Origin of the sequence: Brevibacterium marinum (genome assembly GCF_011927955.1) — a bacterium.
In the GTDB taxonomy this organism is placed as follows: Bacteria; Actinomycetota; Actinomycetes; order Actinomycetales; family Brevibacteriaceae; genus Brevibacterium; species Brevibacterium marinum.
Genome location: NZ_JAATJN010000001.1, coordinates 2,381,610 through 2,400,594, shown reverse-complemented (window position 1 = coordinate 2,400,594; position 18,985 = coordinate 2,381,610). Strand labels below are relative to the sequence as shown.

General features: G+C 60.7%; 9 protein-coding genes and 3 rRNA genes. 2 read left to right on the top strand and 10 right to left on the bottom strand.

Translation table 11 applies throughout. The features are described from left to right. Positions 1 to 87: 87 nt before the first annotated feature. The 4 genes from BKA07_RS10575 to BKA07_RS10560 all read right to left on the bottom strand — a co-directional run bounded on the left by BKA07_RS10575 (position 88) and on the right by BKA07_RS10560 (position 4,805). Complete coding sequence (locus BKA07_RS10575; protein ID WP_167950864.1) at positions 88 to 873, bottom strand: enoyl-CoA hydratase-related protein; 786 nt, start codon at positions 871 to 873, stop codon at positions 88 to 90. After that, the gene (locus BKA07_RS10570; protein WP_209043941.1) at positions 870 to 3,038 is read right to left on the bottom strand and encodes an acetate--CoA ligase family protein; all 2,169 of its coding nucleotides are present in this window, start codon (positions 3,036 to 3,038) and stop codon (positions 870 to 872) included. The genes BKA07_RS10575 and BKA07_RS10570 overlap by 4 nt, the downstream gene beginning before the upstream one ends. Then, positions 3,035 to 4,195 carry an acyl-CoA dehydrogenase family protein gene (locus tag BKA07_RS10565; RefSeq protein WP_167950863.1) on the bottom strand — a complete coding sequence of 387 codons (1,161 nt, stop codon included), beginning with the start codon at positions 4,193 to 4,195 and terminating at the stop codon, positions 3,035 to 3,037. Before BKA07_RS10565 ends, BKA07_RS10570 begins: the two co-directional genes overlap by 4 nt. Positions 4,196 to 4,259: 64 nt before the next feature. Then, a complete protein-coding gene (locus tag BKA07_RS10560; RefSeq protein ID WP_209043940.1) occupies positions 4,260 to 4,805 on the bottom strand; it encodes a thioesterase family protein in 546 nt (181 codons plus the stop codon). A 137-nt stretch (positions 4,806 to 4,942) separates the two neighbouring features. On the opposite strand from BKA07_RS10560, the gene BKA07_RS10555 reads away from it, so the two are divergent. Then, positions 4,943 to 5,725, top strand: coding sequence for an IclR family transcriptional regulator (locus tag BKA07_RS10555; protein ID WP_167950862.1), 783 nt, complete (start codon positions 4,943 to 4,945; stop codon positions 5,723 to 5,725). Positions 5,726 to 5,833: 108 nt separating this feature from the next. Here BKA07_RS10555 and rrf read toward each other — a convergent pair. From rrf to tyrS, 5 genes are all read right to left on the bottom strand, one after another. Next, a 5S ribosomal RNA gene (gene rrf / locus BKA07_RS10550) occupies positions 5,834 to 5,952 on the bottom strand. Positions 5,953 to 6,124: 172 nt separating this feature from the next. Continuing rightward, a 23S ribosomal RNA gene (locus tag BKA07_RS10545) occupies positions 6,125 to 9,240 on the bottom strand. Between the two features lie 405 nt (positions 9,241 to 9,645). Beyond that, a 16S ribosomal RNA gene (locus tag BKA07_RS10540) occupies positions 9,646 to 11,175 on the bottom strand. The 16S, 23S and 5S rRNA genes sit together here, the layout of an rRNA operon. 520 nt (positions 11,176 to 11,695) lie before the next feature. Beyond that, positions 11,696 to 12,097, bottom strand: a complete 402-nt coding sequence (locus tag BKA07_RS10535; RefSeq protein ID WP_167950861.1) for a YccF domain-containing protein — start codon at positions 12,095 to 12,097, stop codon at positions 11,696 to 11,698. Between the two features lie 300 nt (positions 12,098 to 12,397). Beyond that, positions 12,398 to 13,684, bottom strand: a complete 1,287-nt coding sequence (gene tyrS, locus BKA07_RS10530; protein WP_167950860.1) for a tyrosine--tRNA ligase — start codon at positions 13,682 to 13,684, stop codon at positions 12,398 to 12,400. A gap of 194 nt (positions 13,685 to 13,878) precedes the next feature. On the opposite strand from tyrS, the gene BKA07_RS10525 reads away from it, so the two are divergent. Continuing rightward, positions 13,879 to 17,508: a DEAD/DEAH box helicase gene (locus BKA07_RS10525; RefSeq protein ID WP_245161919.1), complete on the top strand. Its 3,630-nt coding sequence runs from the start codon at positions 13,879 to 13,881 to the stop codon at positions 17,506 to 17,508. A 50-nt stretch (positions 17,509 to 17,558) separates the two neighbouring features. Here BKA07_RS10525 and argH read toward each other — a convergent pair whose 3' ends face one another. After that, positions 17,559 to 18,980 (bottom strand): argininosuccinate lyase, encoded by a 1,422-nt coding sequence (argH, locus tag BKA07_RS10520; protein ID WP_167950859.1) that lies wholly within the window; start codon positions 18,978 to 18,980, stop codon positions 17,559 to 17,561. Positions 18,981 to 18,985 lie beyond the last annotated feature (5 nt).

Genomic DNA, 18,985 nt, shown 5'->3' with positions numbered 1-18,985 from the left:
GATGTTCCGCCCACCATACCCACGAGCGACGCGGTTTGGTGCGATTTCAGTCAAGAAACATGGTGTATGGTCAGCTGAGCTGCACCCTCAGCGGCCCTGCCAGACCGGCTCGCGCTTCTCTGCGAAGGCGCGTGAGCCCTCGAGCGAATCGGCCGACTCCAACATCGCTCGGTAGCCCTCCAGCCGACCTGAGCGCATGAGGGCGAAACCGTCCTCGACGCTGAGGGTCTGTGTCGCAGACACGACTTCCTTGATCGCGCGCAGAGACAGGGGCGCACCGCGTCCGATCTGCTCCGCCAACTGAAGAGCAGCGCTGACGACGTCTGCCGGCTCGGCCGTCCGGTTCGTCAGGCCCCAGCGTTCGGCCTCGGCAGCGGTCATTCTGCGTCCGGACATGAGCATCTCCATGGCCACGGCCTGCGGCAGGAGCCCGGGCAGGCGCAGGACTCCCCCGGAGTCGGCGATCATGCCCAGCTGCACCTCGGGCAGAGCGAATTCCGCCTCCGAGGAGGCGACGATCAGGTCGGCTGCCAGAGCGAGTTCGAACCCACCACCGAGCGCCAGACCGTTGACCGCGGCGATGACCGGCTTCGTTCGGTCGAAGTACTCGGTGAGACCGGCGAAGCCTCCCGGTCCGTGATCGGCGTCGACTGATTCGCCCTCGGCGGCGGCCTTGAGATCCCATCCGGCGCTGAAGAAGCGAGTGCCGGCGCCGGTGAGCACTGCCACCCGCAGCTGGGGGTCCGATTCGAACTCGGAGAACGCTGCGAACAGCGCTTGGCTGGTGGCCACGTCCACGGCGTTGGCTTTCGGTCGGTCGAGCGTGATGAGCGCTGTCGTGCCGATGGTCTCCATGTTCACTGCTTCTGTCATCTCAGCTCCTTCACTGGTTTCTCGGCTGGTTTCTGTGCTGCTCCGGCGTATCGCAGGAGCACGTCGACCGCCACCGCTCCGCGCGCGTCGACGGCTTCGGTCGGTTCGCCGTCGGCGGTCCCGGGCGGGGCTGCGCGGAGGATGAGCGGGTTGATTTCGAGTTCGGACACCGTGGCCTCTGCGGTCGCCCAGTCGATGATGGCGGTGATCGCTCGCACGGCGGCATCGACATCGGCTCGGGGTCTGCCGCGGGCGCCGTCGAGCACGGGCCACAGCTGCAGCGTTCGGAGTGCCTCATAGAGTTCTTCCGGTCGCACCGGCAGCAGCAGGGAGACGAAGTCTCGGACCACTTCGACGAGAGTTCCGCCCACACCGAGGGTGAGCACCGGGCCGAAAGTCGCATCCGTGCGCAGCCCGACGACGAGTTCGGCCACCCCATCGGTGACCATGTGCTCGATGAGGAACTGGGTGCCGGTGCCCTCCATCGCACTGACGGCCCCGATGACCTCGTCTTCGGTCATCAGCCCCACGCGCACTCCGCCGTGGTCGGACTTGTGGGCCAGGACCGGTTGGACGACCTTCGCGACGACCGGGAAGCCGAGCGCCCCGGCCGCGTCACCGGCATCGAACGCGCTGTCGACGACTCGACCGGCGGGAACCGACACACCGAATTCGGCGAGCATCCGCTTCGCACTGTCCTCATCGGTCTGAGCCACTCGCGCAGACTTCCGGTCCGCATGATCGGGCGAGGTATCGGATTCGCGGTCCGGCAGCAGCGGCAGCGCAGGTCTGGCACGGGCTTCGGCGATGCTTGCTGCGATGCGTATGGCCGCCATGGCTTCCCGGACTCCGTGCAGTGGCGCGATGTCGTGTTCGACGAGTTCGATGGCATGCTCTTCCGGCAGGCCCTCGGACAGAGAGGTGATCACGGCCGCCGGTGCAGGGTGTTCGGTGTGGGCGGCGATGAACGCCCGCAGAGTCCCCCGCCAGATCTCCGGATCGGCACGGTCCTCGCGAGGAACGTCCACGGCGAGTGCGTGCAGGTCCGAGCCGGCGGTGAGCAGCTGGGCGAAGCATTGCTGCTGTGACAGCTCATCGCCCCAGATGAAGGTCTGGTAATCCAAGGGGTTGCGGACGTGCACGCGAGGTCCCAAGGCCTCCCGCAGCCCCAGAGCAGTGGACCCGGGAAGTTCGGGCATGCTCACTCCGGCGGCCCCGGCCGCATCGGCCAGCAGCGCCGCTTCGCCTCCCGAACAGCTGGCCGAGGTCAGAGTCGGCGCGGCCAGCGGACCGTGGACGTGGAGCAGGGTGAGGGTTTCGACGAATGTGGGCAGGTCGTGGGCCCGGCCGATTCCGAGTCGGGTGAAGAGAGCGTCGACGAGCACATCGGGACTGCCGAAGGAATTCGTATGGCTGAGATTCGCCTGCTCACCGAGGACCGAGGTGCCGGACTTGAACGCGAGGATCGGCACATTGCGCTCACGGGCTTTCCTCGCCAGAGCTTCGAGTTCGTGGACGTCGCCCAGAGCCTCGAGGTGGAGACCGATGGCGCTGATGCGCTCATCGGCGAGCAGGCCCGAGGCCAGGTCGGCAGCGGACAGCGCCGCGCTGTTGCCCAGCGTGGCCAGAAATGCCACCGGCAGGCCCCGACGCTGCATGCTGATGTTCTGTGCGATGTTCCCACTCTGGGTGATCACGGCGACACCGGTCTCGACACGGCGTCCACCGTGTTCATCGGGCCACAGGGCGGCCCCGTCGAGATAGTCGATGATTCCGATGCAGTTGGGCCCGATCAACGGCATATCGCCGGCGGCGGCAATCAGCTCGGTCTGCAGCCGGGCGCCGGCATCGTTGTCCTCGGCGAATCCGGACGCGTGGCAGATCGCGCCTCCGGCGCCAGCCTCGGCGAGTTCACGCACGATCGTCGGTGCGGCGGCTGCGGGCACGGCGACCAGGGCGGCGTCGGGCGCACCGGGCAGATCTGCCACGGAAGGATAGCAGGGCAGTCCGCCGAGGGTCTCTCGGCCGGGGTTGACCGCCCAGATCGGTCCGTCGAAACCGATCTGCAAGCTCTGTTCGATCGCTGTGGCGGCGGTCTGCCCGCCGATGACGGCGATGCTGCGTGGTTTGAGGCAGCGTTCGAGTCTGCTGTGGTCGACCATCATGCGCCCAGAGGCCGCAGCAGGGACCGGGAGATGATGTGCCGTTGGATCTCGCTGGTGCCGTCCCAGATCCGTTCGACGCGCGCATCGCGCCAGAAGCGTTCGATGGGAAGCTCGTTCATCAGGCCCATGCCGCCGAAGATCTGCACCGCCTGATCCGTAATCCGCCCGAGTGCTTCTGAGGCGAAGAGCTTGGCCATGGCGGCATCCCTGTTCGACATGCGGCCGTGCTGGAGGCGGCTGGCGGCCTGCATCGTCAGCAGCTCCGCGGCTTCGACGTCGGTGGCCATGTCGGCCAGCTGGAATCCGACGCCCTGGAACCGTCCGATCGTTTGTCCGAACTGTTCGCGTTCGGCCGCCCAGCGGACGGCCATGTCGAGGACCCGGCGGCTGCGGCCGACGCTGGTGGCGGCCACGCTGAGTCTGCTGGCTCCCAACCATTCGTCCATGAGGTCGAAGCCGTGCCCTTCCTCACCGAGACGCTGAGCCGCCGGGATGCGGCAGTCGACGAATGAGAGTTCGCATTGGTGGTAACCGCGATGGGACACGCTCGCAGAACCGCGGGTGATCTCGAAACCGGGGGTGTCCTTGTCGACGAGGAATGCTGTGATCAGATTGCGCGGTCCCCGCGGAGTCTCCTCGGTGCCGGTGGCGGCGAAGAGGATGACGAAGTCGGCGGCATCGGCGTGGCTGATGAAGTGCTTGGTGCCGTTGATGATGTAGTCGTCGCCGTCGCGTACGGCGCGTGTGCTCATCGAGCGCACATCCGATCCCGCACCCGGTTCGGTCATGGCCAGGCAGTCGTGGCGTTCACCGCGGACCGTGGGCAGCAGGTAGCGTTCGCGCTGTTCGCCCTCGCAGGCTTCGAGGATGTTGCTCGGTCTGGCCACGAGCATCTGCAGGGCGAAGCTCGTCTTGCCGAACTCGCGTTCGGCGAATGTGAGGCTGATGGGGTCGAGCCCACCGCCTCCGAGCTCCTCGGGCATGTTCGCCGCATAGAGCCCTGCGTCCAGCGCCCGCGTGCGGATCTGTTCGGTCAGTCCTTCGGGCAGTTCGTCGAGTCGTTCGACTTCGTCTTCATAGGGCATGAGTTCGCGTTCGACGAACTGTCGGACGGTGTCTGCCACCGCTTGCTGTTCGATGTCGAGTGAGAAGTCCATTCTCTTGTTCTCCTGGCAGTGTGGTCGGTGGTTGCTGTCTCTGCAGCCGGGGGCCGAAATCGGGTCAGCCTCGGCGTATCCCCATAGCTCGTCCGACGAAGGCGGGGCGGTCGAGGTGGGCATGTGCTTCGCACAGCCGGCTCAGACGCTCGCCCAGCCAGTCGGGCACGGCTGAAGAGCGGCCGACCTCGGTGTCCACGTGGACGAGCAGCTGCTCGCCGGCGGCCACGATCTCTCCGCTCACGGAGTTCCGCATTGTGTGCAGGATGTGCACCCGTTTGGCGTCACGGTCGAGAACCGCCAATGACAGCTCGAGTGGATCGTCCTTGCGGGCCTGGGCGATGTTGTGGATATGGGTTTCGACGGTGAAGAGCGAATGACCGGCGTCCCGGTAGTCCTCGTCGATGCCGATGAAGCGGAAGAAGGCATCGGCGCTGTGGCCGAACGCGAGCAGGTAGCTCGATTCGCTCATGTGGTCGTTGTAGTCGACCCAGGACTCGGGAACCTGGGTGCGGTAGAGGACGAGCGGGACCGGCAGTTCCCGGTCCTCTCGCCATACCGGACTCCCCGTCCCTTCGAATGGTGTTCTGATTCTGGCCTCATCAACCACGGCACGCTCCCCCTACTGCACATCCTGCAATTGCATTACATATTCTGCAAACACAGCGCGAGAGTTGTCAATCCCCATACGAACAGGCAATCCTGATACGGTGCTAGAGCGCGAGGCGCGGAACCAAGGGAGTGTGAATGGCTCAGCAAGCAGGTGCGGGCACCCCGGAGCCCACCGGTCGAATCCAGTCCGTGGAGCGGGCGATCGGCCTCATGGAGGCCATCGCCGCCGGTCCCGAGCACGGATCCACCGTCGCCGAGGTGGCCGATGCCTGCGGTCTCAATCGAGCGACAGCCTGGCGCCTGCTGGCCACGCTTGAGTACAGCCATTTCGTCGATAAGGATCCCTTCACGCACCGCTACACCATCGGCTTTGCCGTGAATCGACTGGCCAGGAGCGCCGGCATCGACCAGCTGATCAACCGCTGTCATCCGATCCTCACCAGATTGAGTCAGGAGACAGGTGAGACAGCCAGCCTCGCCGTGCCCAGGGAGCTCGGGCTCACCTACGTCGACGAAGTCGTTCCGCCCAGTCTGATGACCGTCCGCTGGATCGGCCGCCAGGTCTCTCTCCATGCAACGTCAGCAGGCAAGGCGATGCTGGCGTGGCTGCCGGAGAACGAGGTCCACTCGGTTCTCTCTGCGCCGTTGCCCGGTCACACCGAAGCCACACACACGGAGACCCGAGAACTCGAAGCAGAACTCGAGGAGATTCGTGCCCTCGGGTACAGCATCGCCGCGGGGGAGCTCGAACACGGAGTGCACGGCGTCTCGGCTGCCATCCGCGATCGTCAGCGCTCCCCCATCGGAGTCATCAGCATTTGGGGACCACAGGAGCGCATCCCCGATGAGCGTTTCGCGGAACTCGGCGAACTCGCCGGTTCGGCCGCGCTGGAGGCAATGGGAAATCCAGCGGACTGACGATGCGCAGAAGTGCCCGGCTCGCCGGCCTCCGCCAGTGTGCGGAATAAGAAACCAAAGAAGGAGGGGCCCCGTCCATACGGACAGAGCCCCTCCTTCACAAATTTATTGCGGCGGCAACCTACTCTCCCACAACCACCAAGTTGCAGTACCATCAGCGCGCATGGGCTTAGCTACCGGGATCGGAACGGTTAACCGGGCGTTTCCCCACCACTATCACCACCGCAAAACCACCAGACCACCACTCATCCGAACAACCACATGCTCAAAGAATGAAAGTAGCAGTCCAAGAACCGCACAGCGAACGCGAACACCACCATGCAACATGACCGTCACACATGACTCTCGTACAAACCTCAAAGCATTACCCGCACACACCACCCCCACAAAAGAAAAGGGTTATGTGAGTGATCGGCGTATTAGTACCAGTCAACTCCACACCTCACAGTGCTTCCATACCCGGCCTATCAACCCCATCATCTATGGGACACCTCACCCCAACAAAGGGCTGGAAATCTCATCTCGAAGCAGGCTTCCCGCTTAGATGCTTTCAGCGGTTATCCATCCCGAACGTAGCCAACCAGCCATGCACCTGGCGGTACAACTGGCACACCAGAGGTTCGTCCGTCCCGGTCCTCTCGTACTAAGGACAGGCCTCCACAAATTTCCTACGCACGCAGCGGATAGGGACCGAACTGTCTCACGACGTTCTAAACCCAGCTCGCGTACCGCTTTAATGGGCGAACAGCCCAACCCTTGGGACCGACTACAGCCCCAGGATGCGACGAGCCGACATCGAGGTGCCAAACCATGCCGTCGATATGGACTCTTGGGCAAGATCAGCCTGTTATCCCCGAGGTACCTTTTATCCGTTGAGCGACCACGCTTCCACAAGCCATGGCCGGGTCACTAGTCCCAGCTTTCGCTCCTGCTCGACACGTCCGTCTCACAGTCAAGCTCCCTTGTGCACTTACACTCGACACCTGATTGCCAACCAGGCTGAGGGAACCTTTGGGCGCCTCCGTTACTCTTTAGGAGGCAACCGCCCCAGTTAAACTACCCATCAGGCACTGTCCCTGAACCCGATCAGGGTCCGAAGTTAAGGAATCCAGAATGGTCAGAGTGGTATTTCACCGATCGACTCCACCCCAACTAGCGTCGGAGCCTCATAGTCTTCCACCTATCCTACACAAACCACACCGAAGCCCAATACCAAACTATAGTGAAGGTCTCGGGGTCTTTCCGTCCTGCTGCGCGTAACGAGCATCTTTACTCGTAATGCAATTTCGCCGAGTTCGTGGTTGAGACAGCAGAGAAGTCGTTACGCCATTCGTGCAGGTCGGAACTTACCCGACAAGGAATTTCGCTACCTTAGGATGGTTATAGTTACCACCGCCGTTTACTGGGGCTTAAATTCTCCGCTTCACAGGAAACCTGTTAACGGGTCCTCTTAACCTTCCAGCACCGGGCAGGCGTCAGTCCGTATACATCGACTTACATCTTCGCACGGACCTGTGTTTTTAATAAACAGTCGCTTCTCTCTGGCCTCTGCGACCACCACCAGCACATCCCACCGCTCAGGGTGGTTCACCGGGATGGTCCCCCTTCTCCCGAAGTTACGGGGGCATTTTGCCGAGTTCCTTAACCACGATTCTCTCGATCACCTTAGTATTCTCTACCTGACCACCTGTGTCGGTTATAGGGTACGGGCAACACACACCCTCACGCCGATGCTTTTCTCGGCAGCATAGGATCACCAGATCACCCCACCACTGTGGGGCGCCCATCAGCTCTCACACCACATGCGGGGACGGATTTGCCTACCCCCACGTGCTACAACCTTAGACCACGACTACCATCGCGTGGCCTGGCTACCTTCCTGCGTCACACCTCGCGCTTACCGACTCCACACTCAGGTCCCACCCCACACACCAACCAGACATCCGAAGACGCCACGGGTGAGTGAGGAAGTTAGTTTCGTGTGTTTTGGTATTGTCGGTTGTGTGTCGGTACCAGAATATCAACTGGTTGTCCATCGACTACGCCTGTCGGCCTCGCCTTAGGTCCCGACTTACCCAGGGCGGATTAGCCTAGCCCTGGAACCCTTGGTCATCCGGTGGACGGGTTTCTCACCCGTCTTTCGCTACTCATGCCTGCATTCTCACTCGTACCGGCTCCACCACTCGTTCACACGGCAACTTCACAGCCAGCACGACGCTCCCCTACCCAACACCCCACCATTACGGCTTATTCGGGATGCTGCCACAACTTCGGCGGTGTACTTAGCCCCGCTACATTATCGGCGCTCAATCACTTGACCAGTGAGCTATTACGCACTCTTTCAAGGATGGCTGCTTCTAAGCCAACCTCCTGGTTGTCTTCGCAACTGAACATCCTTTCCCACTCAGCACACGCTTAGGGGCCTTAGTTGATGGTCTGGGCTGTTTCCCTCTCGACAATGAAGCTTATCCCCCACTGTCTCACTGCCACGCTGAACCTTACCGGCATTCGGAGTTTAGTTGACGTCAGTAACCCGGTGGGGCCCATCAGCCATCCAGTAGCTCTACCTCCGGCAAGAACCACGCAACGCTGCACCTAAATGCATTTCGGGGAGAACCAGCTATCACAGAGTTTGATTGGCCTTTCACCCCTAACCACAGGTCATCCCCTCCATTTTCAACTGAAGTGGGTACGGGCCTCCACGCGCTCTTACACACGCTTCACCCTGCCCATGGCTAGATCACTCCGCTTCGGGTCTAGGACACGCGACTATACCGCCCTGTTCGGACTCGCTTTCGCTACGACTACCCCACAACGGGTTAATCTCGCCACGCACCGCTAACTCGCAGGCTCATTCTTCAAAAGGCACGCCATCACCCCAACAACGGGGGCTCTGACGGATTGTAAGCACATGGTTTCAGGTACTCTTTCACTCCCCTCCCGGGGTACTTTTCACCATTCCCTCACGGTACTATCCGCTATCGGTCATCAGGAAGTATTTAGCCTTACCAGGTGGTCCTGGCAGATTCACACGACATTCCACGAGTACCGTGCTACTCGGGCACGCACGCAACGCCGGCGCCACATGTTTCGCCTACGGGACTCTCACCCACTCCGGTCCTGGATCCCACCAGATTCGACTACACGCACCACACTCAACGTCTCGGCCATGCTGGACCGAACCACGCACACCCCTACAACACCCAGCCAGCAACACCAGCACGCTTGACACTGACAAGGTTTAGGCTCATCCGGTTTCGCTCGCCACTACTCCCGGAATCATTCTTATTTTCTCTTCCTACGGGTACTGAGATGTTTCACTTCCCCGCGTTCCCTCCACACATCCTATACATTCAGATGCGGGTCACCACCCTCACGAGTGGCGGGGTTTCCCCATTCGGACACCCTCGGATCACAGCCCGTTTATCGGCTCCCCGAGGCTTATCGCAGATTTCCACGTCCTTCATCGGCTCCTGATGCCAAGGCATCCACCATGCGCTCTTACACACTCACACACCCCCTCTAGAGGGTTGTATGCGTATGCGCGAAAAAACACTCTAAGATTTCACAAGAAAAATCACATTACATCACAACCCACGAATGGGTTGTGGATGCTCGCGTCCACTATACGATTCTCAAACCACTACCAAACACCACCCCAGACCACACAACCATCGGCTGCCGGACCAGGACGGGTCGGTCCTGTTGGAAGAAACCACACCCACACACACAGTGCGGGGCTTGTGATTCCAGGACCCAATAACGTATCTGCTCTAGCCCACCCCCGAAACCTCGTCGACAGGGCAGGTACCCCAACGACGCTGGTAGGTGTGAGCGATAATAGTGATGTTCCACCCATGAGCTCCCACCAGACAACACGAACGGCTGCCTCGATGGGGTTCTAAATGTGCGCTCCTTAGAAAGGAGGTGATCCAGCCGCACCTTCCGGTACGGCTACCTTGTTACGACTTAGTCCCAATTGCCAGTCCCACCTTAGACGGCCCCCTCCACAAGGGTTGGGCCACCGGCTTCGGGTGTTACCGACTTTCGTGACTTGACGGGCGGTGTGTACAAGGCCCGGGAACGTATTCACCGCAGCGTTGCTGATCTGCGATTACTAGCGACTCCGACTTCACGTAGTCGAATTGCAGACTACGATCCGAACTGAGACTGGCTTTAAGGGATTCGCTCAAACCTCACGGTCTCGCATCTCTCTGTACCAGCCATTGTAGCATGCGTGAAGCCCAAGACATAAAGGGCATGATGATTTGACGTCATCCCCACCTTCCTCCGAGTTGACCCCGGCAGTCTCCTATGAGTTCCCACCATCACGTGCTGGCAACATAGAACGAGGGTTGCGCTCGTTGCGGGACTTAACCCAACATCTCACGACACGAGCTGACGACAACCATGCACCACCTGTACACCAGCCCAAAAGGGAAAGACTGTTTCCAGCCCAATCCGGTGTATGTCAAGCCTTGGTAAGGTTCTTCGCGTTGCATCGAATTAATCCGCATGCTCCGCCGCTTGTGCGGGCCCCCGTCAATTCCTTTGAGTTTTAGCCTTGCGACCGTACTCCCCAGGCGGGGCACTTAATGCGTTAGCTACGGCGCGGAGAACGTGGAATGTCCCCCACACCTAGTGCCCAACGTTTACGGCATGGACTACCAGGGTATCTAATCCTGTTCGCTCCCCATGCTTTCGCTCCTCAGTGTCAGTTACAGCCCAGAGTCCCGCCTTCGCCACCGGTGTTCCTCCTGATATCTGCGCATTTCACCGCTACACCAGGAATTCCAGACTCCCCTACTGCACTCTAGTCAGCCCGTACCCACTGCACGCGCAACGTTAAGCGTTGCGTTTCCACAGCAGACGCGACCAACCACCTACGAGCTCTTTACGCCCAATAATTCCGGACAACGCTTGTACCCTACGTATTACCGCGGCTGCTGGCACGTAGTTAGCCGGTACTTCTTCTGCAGGTACCGTCACCGTCAGGCTTCTTCCCTGCTGAAAGCGGTTTACAACCCGAAGGCCGTCATCCCGCACGCTGCGTCGCTGCATCAGGGTTTCCCCCATTGTGCAATATTCCCCACTGCTGCCTCCCGTAGGAGTCTGGGCCGTGTCTCAGTCCCAGTGTGGCCGGTCGCCCTCTCAGGCCGGCTACCCGTCGTCGCCATGGTAGGCCATTACCCCACCATCAAGCTGATAGGCCGCGAGCCCATCCCCAACCGAAAAACTTTCCAGCACCACCCATGCGGGCCATGCTCATATCCGGTATTAGACCCAGTTTCCCGGGCTTATCCCGAAGTCAGGGGCAGGTTACTCACGTGTTACTCACCCGTTCGCCACTCATCCACCCCGGTGCAAGCACCAGGGCTTCAGCGTTCGACTTGCATGTGTTAAGCACGCAGCCAGCGTTCGTCCTGAGCCAGGATCAAACTCTCCATAAAAAATATGTTCCAGTACTAATCCCAGCAAGACAGCCAACCAAGCCACGGGGTGACCCAGCTGACCACAAACCACGACCCAACCCACGAACCAACCCCACCACAAAAGACGGGGACCAGGCTCACCAGGTTGAACCGTGTGATTGTCTCACCAGAAAACAAATCATTCTGGCATCACTATCTGTTCAAACAAATACGCTATTGGATTCTCAAACCACAAACACACACCCATCACCACAACCGCACAAACGATCACGTTCACTGGGGGCGCCAGTTTCAAATTATCGCTCCCCGACCGCGTGTAAACCAGTCAACCAAAACCCTGTTTGTGCTGGTCACACCCGGTGAAAACCAATCTCGAAGAACTCGTTTTCTGCGGGGCAACGAGATACAACTCTAGACCAGACGAACAGCCACGTGCAACTCCAAACCGACTCTTACGCTGTGACGCCCGTCACTAAGGCTGCAGTTACGCGATTTCGCCCCGGATTTCCGGGGCTCGCGGATGTTTGACGGTGGCAGATCAGGCTCCGCGGTAGCCGGGCATCAGGGAGTCGCTGTTGACGATGTCCTTGCCCAGAGGCATGAGGGAGACGGGGATGAGTTTGATGTTCGCCCACCCCAGTGGGATGCCGATGATCGACACGAACAGCGGGATCGAGGTGACCACATGTCCGATCGCCAACCAGATTCCCGCCACGATGACCCAGATGATGTTGCCCAGCGTGGTCGCGATTCCTGCCGGCCTCGTCTCGATGACCTCGCGTCCGAAGGGCCAGAGGGCGTAGTTGCCGATGCGGAATGAGGCGATTCCCCACGGGATGGTGACGATGAGGATGCAGCAGATGATGCCGGCGAGGTAATAGCCGAGCGCCAGCCACAGTCCGCTGAAGATGAACCAGATGATGTTGAGCAGTGTTCTCATTGTTGTGACCTCATTTCGTCGGATCGTTCATTCCAGTCTGGGCCATGGCGACTGTCAACACCATGAGGCTTGCCGGAACCATGGTGTCGGTCAGCACCATGACCTCGTTCGGTACAGCCGTACACACTCTGCCCGTGTAATCGGCCAATACAAGCCCCTCGCTTGTCCTTCGACGCAGACCATTCGCGCGGGGCCGCCCGTCTCCGCTGTCGCCCCGCATCCGACGACACTCGCCCCGGATACAACGACACCGTGCCCTCGAACTGGTCAAGGACACGGTGTCGGCGGAATTCACGGAGCTCAGCTGACGATGTCAACTGCTCCCAGTGTTTTCTTTCCCCGGCGCAGGAGGATCACTCCCCCACTCTCGGTGGGAAGCACCTCGGCGGGGGTGAGGGTTGGGTCTTCACCGGAGACTTTCACGTTGTTGACATAGGCGCCACCGTCCTTGATGGCACGCCGAGCTTCACCCTTGGATTTCACGATGCCGGCGGCGACGAACGCATCGGCCACGGGGAGTCCCTCGGACAGCTGGGTGGTGCTGACATCGCCACGGGGCAGTTCGGCAGTGGCTGCTCCGAGGGTTCCGGAGTCGAGGCTGACGAGTTCTCCCCCGCCGAAGAGCGCTGCTGCGGCGGCGATCGCCTGGTCGTAGTTCTCCTTGCCGTGGACGAGCGTCGTGACGTCCTCGGCGAGAGTCTTCTGAGCCATTCGCGTGTGCGGAGCCGCAGTGAACTCCGCCTCGATCGCAGCGATCTCCTCGAGAGAACGGAGTGAGAACACCTTGAGGTACTTCACGGCGTCACGGTCGTCGGCATTGAGCCAGAACTGGCAGAACGCGTACGGACTGGTCAGGTCGGCGTCCAACCAAACGGTGCCGGATTCGGTCTTGCCGAACTTTGTGCCGTCGGCCTTCGTGATCAGCGGAGTCGCCAGCGCGTGGACGCTCTGTGATTCGACGCGCCGAATGAGGTCGACGCCGGAGGTGAGGTTGCCCCACTGGTCCGAACCGCCGGTCTGCAGGGTGCAGCCGTATCGGCGGTAGAGCTCGAGGTAGTCGTTGCCCTGCAGCACCTGGTAGGAGAACTCGGTGAAAGAAAGACCGCTCTCGTTGCTCAGCCGTGCCGAGACCGACTCCTTGGCCAGCATCCGGTTGACCGGGAAGTGCTTGCCGACGTCGCGGAGGAAGTCGATGGCCGAGAGCTCGGAGGTCCAGTCGTAGTTGTTGACGACCTGGGCCGCATGCGGGCCGTCGAAGTCGAGGAACTTCTCGACCTGAGTGCGGATCTTCGCCAGCCACTCTTCGACGACCTCGCGCGGGTTGAGCGTCCGCTCCCCCGACATCCGCGGGTCACCGATGAGTCCGGTGGCACCCCCGACGAGGGCCAAGGGGTTGTGTCCGGCCTGCTGCAGGCGAGCGGCCGTGATGAGCTGGACCAGGTTGCCCATGTGCAGGCTCGGCGCCGTCGGATCGAAACCGACATAATAGGTCAGCGATTCTTCGTTCAGAGCCTTTCGCAGCGCGGCTTCATCGGTCGATACCGCGATGAGCCCGCGGGCCGTGAGATCGCTGAATATGTCGGTCACAGTATTCCTTTCAAATGTGTTGTCAATGTCGACGCTTGGCCGACTGAAGCAATTCTACGTGCTCGCCGAGGTGGGTGTGCCATTGGCCGCGGCAGCGAAGATGTGGGCTGTCTCCGACACTTCCTCAGATTCTCAGTGTCGTCAGTTGCTCAGCTTCGAGTGAAGCTCGGGGGAGAACTCGGTGAGGTACGGCAATGCCTTCAACTCATCCGCGCTCACCGCTGTCCCAACTCGCGGTCACTCCCCGATCCCAGCGCATCGAGACCCGCGAGCCATCCGATAAATCCGGGAACTCGTCAATGAGTCAATCGGGCGCGCTCACACACAGCATTGCTTCTTCGGAGATACGCCGCAACTCATCAAGGTTTGTTGCTAACGCTACGTTCTCACTATCAGAACACGATGTCGACTTTCATCTATATCGATTACCGACAAGTGAGGAGAGGTGTCGCGGTGCCGAAAGCTCTCTCCGGATGCCGAAACGGACAAGACCGGATGTCAATAATGTGCAGAATGGAGGCATGAGGAGTCGACGGGCAACGGACGAACAGCTGCGAATACTCAAGTTCTGGTGGCTGCTGGAACTTTTCAGTCCACAGAAGGTGCCGGCTGCGAAATCGTTGACGCTCGACTCGCCACACGAACAAGTCGTGTCCTGGCGTCCAGGCAATGACTTGCCCTGGAACAGCCTCCAGCCGCCACCGAAATTCGGCAGTACGAAGATGGTCTGGGCGCATACGGTCTACCTCGGAGTATATTCACTGGCCGACATTTACGAGTCCTTGCACAAGGTCTTTCACGATGATGCTGATGTCTACGACGAACGACAGCCGGGAAAAAGCGCGTGCGCGGGCCTCCTCATCGACGACCGCGGGCAGCTCATCAATGAGTCTCAGATATTGTCATCGGCGCTCTGGGCTACCGGACGTGCCACCAACCGAGGTCCGTCCGACCCGAACTGGGCAGAGGGATTCGACACCGCGCGCACTTCTTTTGCCAAGACTGTTGAGAACCGAGAAGAACAGCGAATCGAAGAATTCACGAGGACCCTAGATCACCATCACCCGACTGCGGAGAATGAAACTCCTCCCCCGCCGCCCATCGGCGGAGACTTCATCCAGGAGCTCCTCAAGGTGGCTCATCGATGTTCGGGAATCAACGGACTCAATGATCTGGCAACCGACGAGATCGTCATCGAAAGCAGAGCAGTCTCGGCGAAGAGAGCCGAGGAAACCGCCGAGACAGACTTCCTCAACAGCTTCTTCCTCGAGGACCTCAGTCGCGTTCGCAAGCAGACTGCCCAAGGCGAACTGGGCGCGGCATTGAATAGCTATCTCACCCAAGATGAAGCACTTCCATTGAGCCACCGCATCGACGTCAGGGATTCTCCGTCCACGGTTGACGCTGCGGCTTCGGTGAGACATCTGCCGAAGGGCCGTTGGCCATCCGATCCGTCGCACCACCTCGCACTCAGTCAGCAGTTCGCTGTGAATCAGGCTCTGGGAAGCTTCTCGACCACGCAGGGGATCATGGGAGTCAACGGACCTCCGGGAACCGGGAAGACAACCATGCTCCGCGATGTGCTGGCTGGAAACATCGTAGAACGCGCACGCCGACTCGCGGCCCTGCCAAAAGCCGCGGACGCGTTCACCGACACGGTCCATACCTGGAACGTCGGTGAGAAATATGAGTCCAAAGTTCCCCAGTTGAGGCCCGAACTCACCGGGTTCGAAATGATTGTTGCCTCAGCGAACAACTCTGCCGTGGAAAACATCTCGTTCGAGGTACCGGCGACAGAGGCCATCGCGAAACAATGGCACGACACAGCCGACTATTTTTCCGACATCGCTACTTTTCTCCTGCAGCGCGATTCAAAGAAGAAGGCTTCAGAGACCGAGACCTCTGCCTGGGGCACAATTGCGGCCCGTCTGGGGAACAAGAGCAACCGCAAGGGCTTCCGCAGTGACTTCTGGTTCGGCGAACGCGACCCCAAAACATGGAAGCTCGTCGAAGGCGGCTGTCTCGGCCTCGATGAGACTCTGCGTCAGCGCCACGAAGACAGGACACAATGGCCGTCCTGGGCCGACGCGAAGAACTCGTTCTTCCAGGCCGAAAGACGGGTCGATGACCTCATCGCGCAAGCAGAGGCTGCACAAGAACGTTTGGAAGCCTTGGAATCGACCCACTTCAATGTTCAGCGTCTCGAACAGCGGTTGGAGCACAATCAGGTCCAATTGGACCAGGTTCAGCAGTCGCTGAGTCAAAGCCTGCGAAGCGAACGTGAGGCCGCGGGACGGCGCGACCATGCATTCTCTGGATACAGCCAGCACATAGAAGCGAAACCGGGGGTTTTCGAGATCATCTTCTCTTGGGGACGGGCACTGCGTCCCTGGAGAGAGACTCTGGATGAGTTCTCTCGCACGCTTCTTGCCGCCGAAGAACAGCTGTCAGAGATCAGTCGGCAACGTGAACAGCTTCAGATCACGTTTCATGACAAGGCAGAGAATCTGACTCGCACGGAGTCCGAGCTCAACCGTGCCAGGGCCGAGTGTCAGCGACTCACTGCTCACTGTGGTGATGACGAGGCAAGCTATGGCAATTCGTATCCGGGCGACGGCTGGACTGGCGAGACGCGAGAACTGCAGGCTCCGTGGCTCAACGAAAAGCTGGATGAGGCACGGTCCGAACTCTTCTTCGAGGCACTGAAGCTCCATGAGAACTTCATGGTCTCTGCCGGCAAGAAGTTGCGCAACGGACTTCGTGCCGCCGTGTCAGTCGTCGGTGCCGAGCATCCTGCCAAGCTCGAGCCCGAGAAGATACTTGCGGCGTGGCAGCTGTTCTTCCTCGCGGTCCCCCTCGTGTCGACGACCTTTGCTTCTGCCGGTCGCATGTTCGATGCTCTCGGCAAAGACTCCCTTGGTTGGCTGTTCATCGACGAGGCCGGACAAGCAGCCCCACAGTACGCAGTCGGTACAGTCTGGAGAGCACAACGAGTCGTTGCTGTCGGCGATCCGCTGCAACTGCAGCCAGTCGTGACCATCCCCAATAAGGTCCAGGGGGACATCGCGACAACGCTCGGGGTCTCAGACTCATGGCGCCCGCCGGCAGCTTCCGTCCAGACGCTCGCAGATCGCATTTCCATCCATGGGACAACACTCGTTCAAGAGGGCGAAGACGTTTGGGTGAGTGCGCCCCTTCGTGCGCACCGTCGGTGCGATGACCCGATGTTCAGCATCAGCAATCAGATTGCGTACGAAGAGATCATGGTCAATGGAGTCCACCGCAACATCAATGATCCGGAAGAACTCGACCTTTTCGACCGTCCTGATGGTTATCGCATCTATCCCAGCTTCTGGGCCCATGAAGCCGCGCCGGTGTCCGGGAATCACCTTCAGCCCAATCAGGTCGATCGGTTGCGAAACGCCCTCGATCATCTGCAGAAGATGGGGGTCGACTGTTCCGAAGTCATTGCCATCTCACCGTTCAGAGCAGTCGCCGATAAACTCAGCACTCTCAAGTATCACTATCCCGGTCTCACGGCAGGAACCATCCATACCGCGCAAGGTCGAGAGGCATCAGTGGTGTTCTTCGTCCTTGGAGGAGACCCCAGCAAACCGGGTGCACGGTCCTGGGCCGCGAAGTCGGTCAACCTCGTCAACGTGGCGGTCAGCCGAGCCCAACGACGACTTTATGTCATCGGTGACGAAGCAGCGTGGGCGAAGAACAACTATTTCAAGCAGTTGTCCCACAGCCTCGGCCAGCACAAGGACCACGCCCGGAAATCATCCGCCGCCCAGATCACTGAAAGAACCGAGCGGCGCTGATTGGTTCCCCGGCGAATAACCGGAGCAATGCTTTCGTTAAGCCTTGAGCTTCACACGCTCCGAGCCGAATCGGCGAACTCGCGCAGGCGGGCCACCTCGGCGCGGGCGTTGTCGATCTGCTGACCCACAGCGGACCGGGCGGTGCCGCCCTTGGCGTTGCGGGAGTCGATGGAACCGAGCGTGGTGAGCACTTCGCGCACGTCCGGGGTGAGGTGCTCGGAGATCGAGGCGAAATCCTCATCGGACAGATCCCAGAGCTCGACATCACGGGATTCGGCGAGCTGCACGCACTCACCGGCAACCTCATGGGCCACCCGGAACGGCACACCGGATCGCACCAGCCATTCGGCGATGTCCGTGGCCAGGGCGAATCCGCGCGGGGCGAGGTAGGCCATGCGATCGGTGTTGAATTCAAGGGTCGCGATCATGCCGGTGAACGCCGGGAGCAGCAGCTCGAGGGTGTCGGTGGCGTCGAAGATCGGTTCCTTGTCTTCCTGCAGGTCGCGGTTGTAGGCCAGGGGCAGTGCCTTGAGCGTCGAGAGCAGACCGGTGAGGTCCCCGATGAGGCGGCCGGACTTGCCGCGGGTGAGTTCGGCGATGTCGGGGTTCTTCTTCTGCGGCATGATCGACGAGCCGGTCGAATAGGAGTCGTGCAGGGTGACGAAGGAGAATTCCTTGGTCGCCCAGGCGATGACCTCTTCGGACAGGCGTGAGAGGTTGATGCCGATCATCGTGGTGATGAACTGGTATTCGGCGAAGACATCCCGGCTGGCGGTCCCGTCGATGGAGTTCTCGACCGAGTCGTTGAAGCCCAGGTCCGCGGCCACGGCCTGTGGGTCGAGGCCCAGCGATGATCCTGCCAGTGCGCCGGAGCCGTAGGCAGACACCCCTGCCCGTGAGTCGAAGTCGACGAACCTACCCACGTCGCGCAGCAGCGGCCAGGCGTGGGCGAGCAGGTGGTGGGCCAGCAGCACGGGCTGGGCGTGCTGGAGGTGGGTCCGACCGGGCATCGGCGCCTCACGGTGGGCGTCGGCCTGGGCGATGAGGACGTCGACGGTGTCGAGGACGAGTCCGGCGACCTCGCGGGCATGGTCGCGCAGGTACATCCGCCCCATGGTCGCGATCTGGTCATTGCGGGACCGGCCGGCGCGCAGTTTGCCGCCGAGCTCGGGACCGGCGATCTCGATGAGGCCGCGTTCGAGTGAGGAGTGGACGTCCTCGTCGGATTCGGCTGCGACGTATTCGCCCGTTTCGACGCGGCGGGCGAGTTCGGTCAGGGCATCGGTCATGCCGGCCAGCTCATCGTCGCTGAGCAGCTGCGATCGGTGGAGGACCTTTGCGTGTGCCTTCGAACCGGCGATGTCGTAGTGGGCCAGTCGCCAGTCGAAGTCGGTGGACTTGCTCAACGCGGCCAGGGCATCGGCCGGGCCGTCCGAGAATCGTCCGCCCCACAGGCTCAGTCGTTCGCTCACAGATC

Coding starts and splice junctions, on each gene's coding strand:
- BKA07_RS10575 (WP_167950864.1), bottom strand. CDS start 873: ATGACAGAAGCAGTGAACATGGAGACCATCGGCACGACAGCGCTCATC.
- BKA07_RS10570 (WP_209043941.1), bottom strand. CDS start 3,038: ATGATGGTCGACCACAGCAGACTCGAACGCTGCCTCAAACCACGCAGC.
- BKA07_RS10565 (WP_167950863.1), bottom strand. CDS start 4,195: ATGGACTTCTCACTCGACATCGAACAGCAAGCGGTGGCAGACACCGTC.
- BKA07_RS10555 (WP_167950862.1), top strand. CDS start 4,943: ATGGCTCAGCAAGCAGGTGCGGGCACCCCGGAGCCCACCGGTCGAATC.
- BKA07_RS10535 (WP_167950861.1), bottom strand. CDS start 12,097: ATGAGAACACTGCTCAACATCATCTGGTTCATCTTCAGCGGACTGTGG.
- BKA07_RS10525 (WP_245161919.1), top strand. CDS start 13,879: ATGCCTTCAACTCATCCGCGCTCACCGCTGTCCCAACTCGCGGTCACT.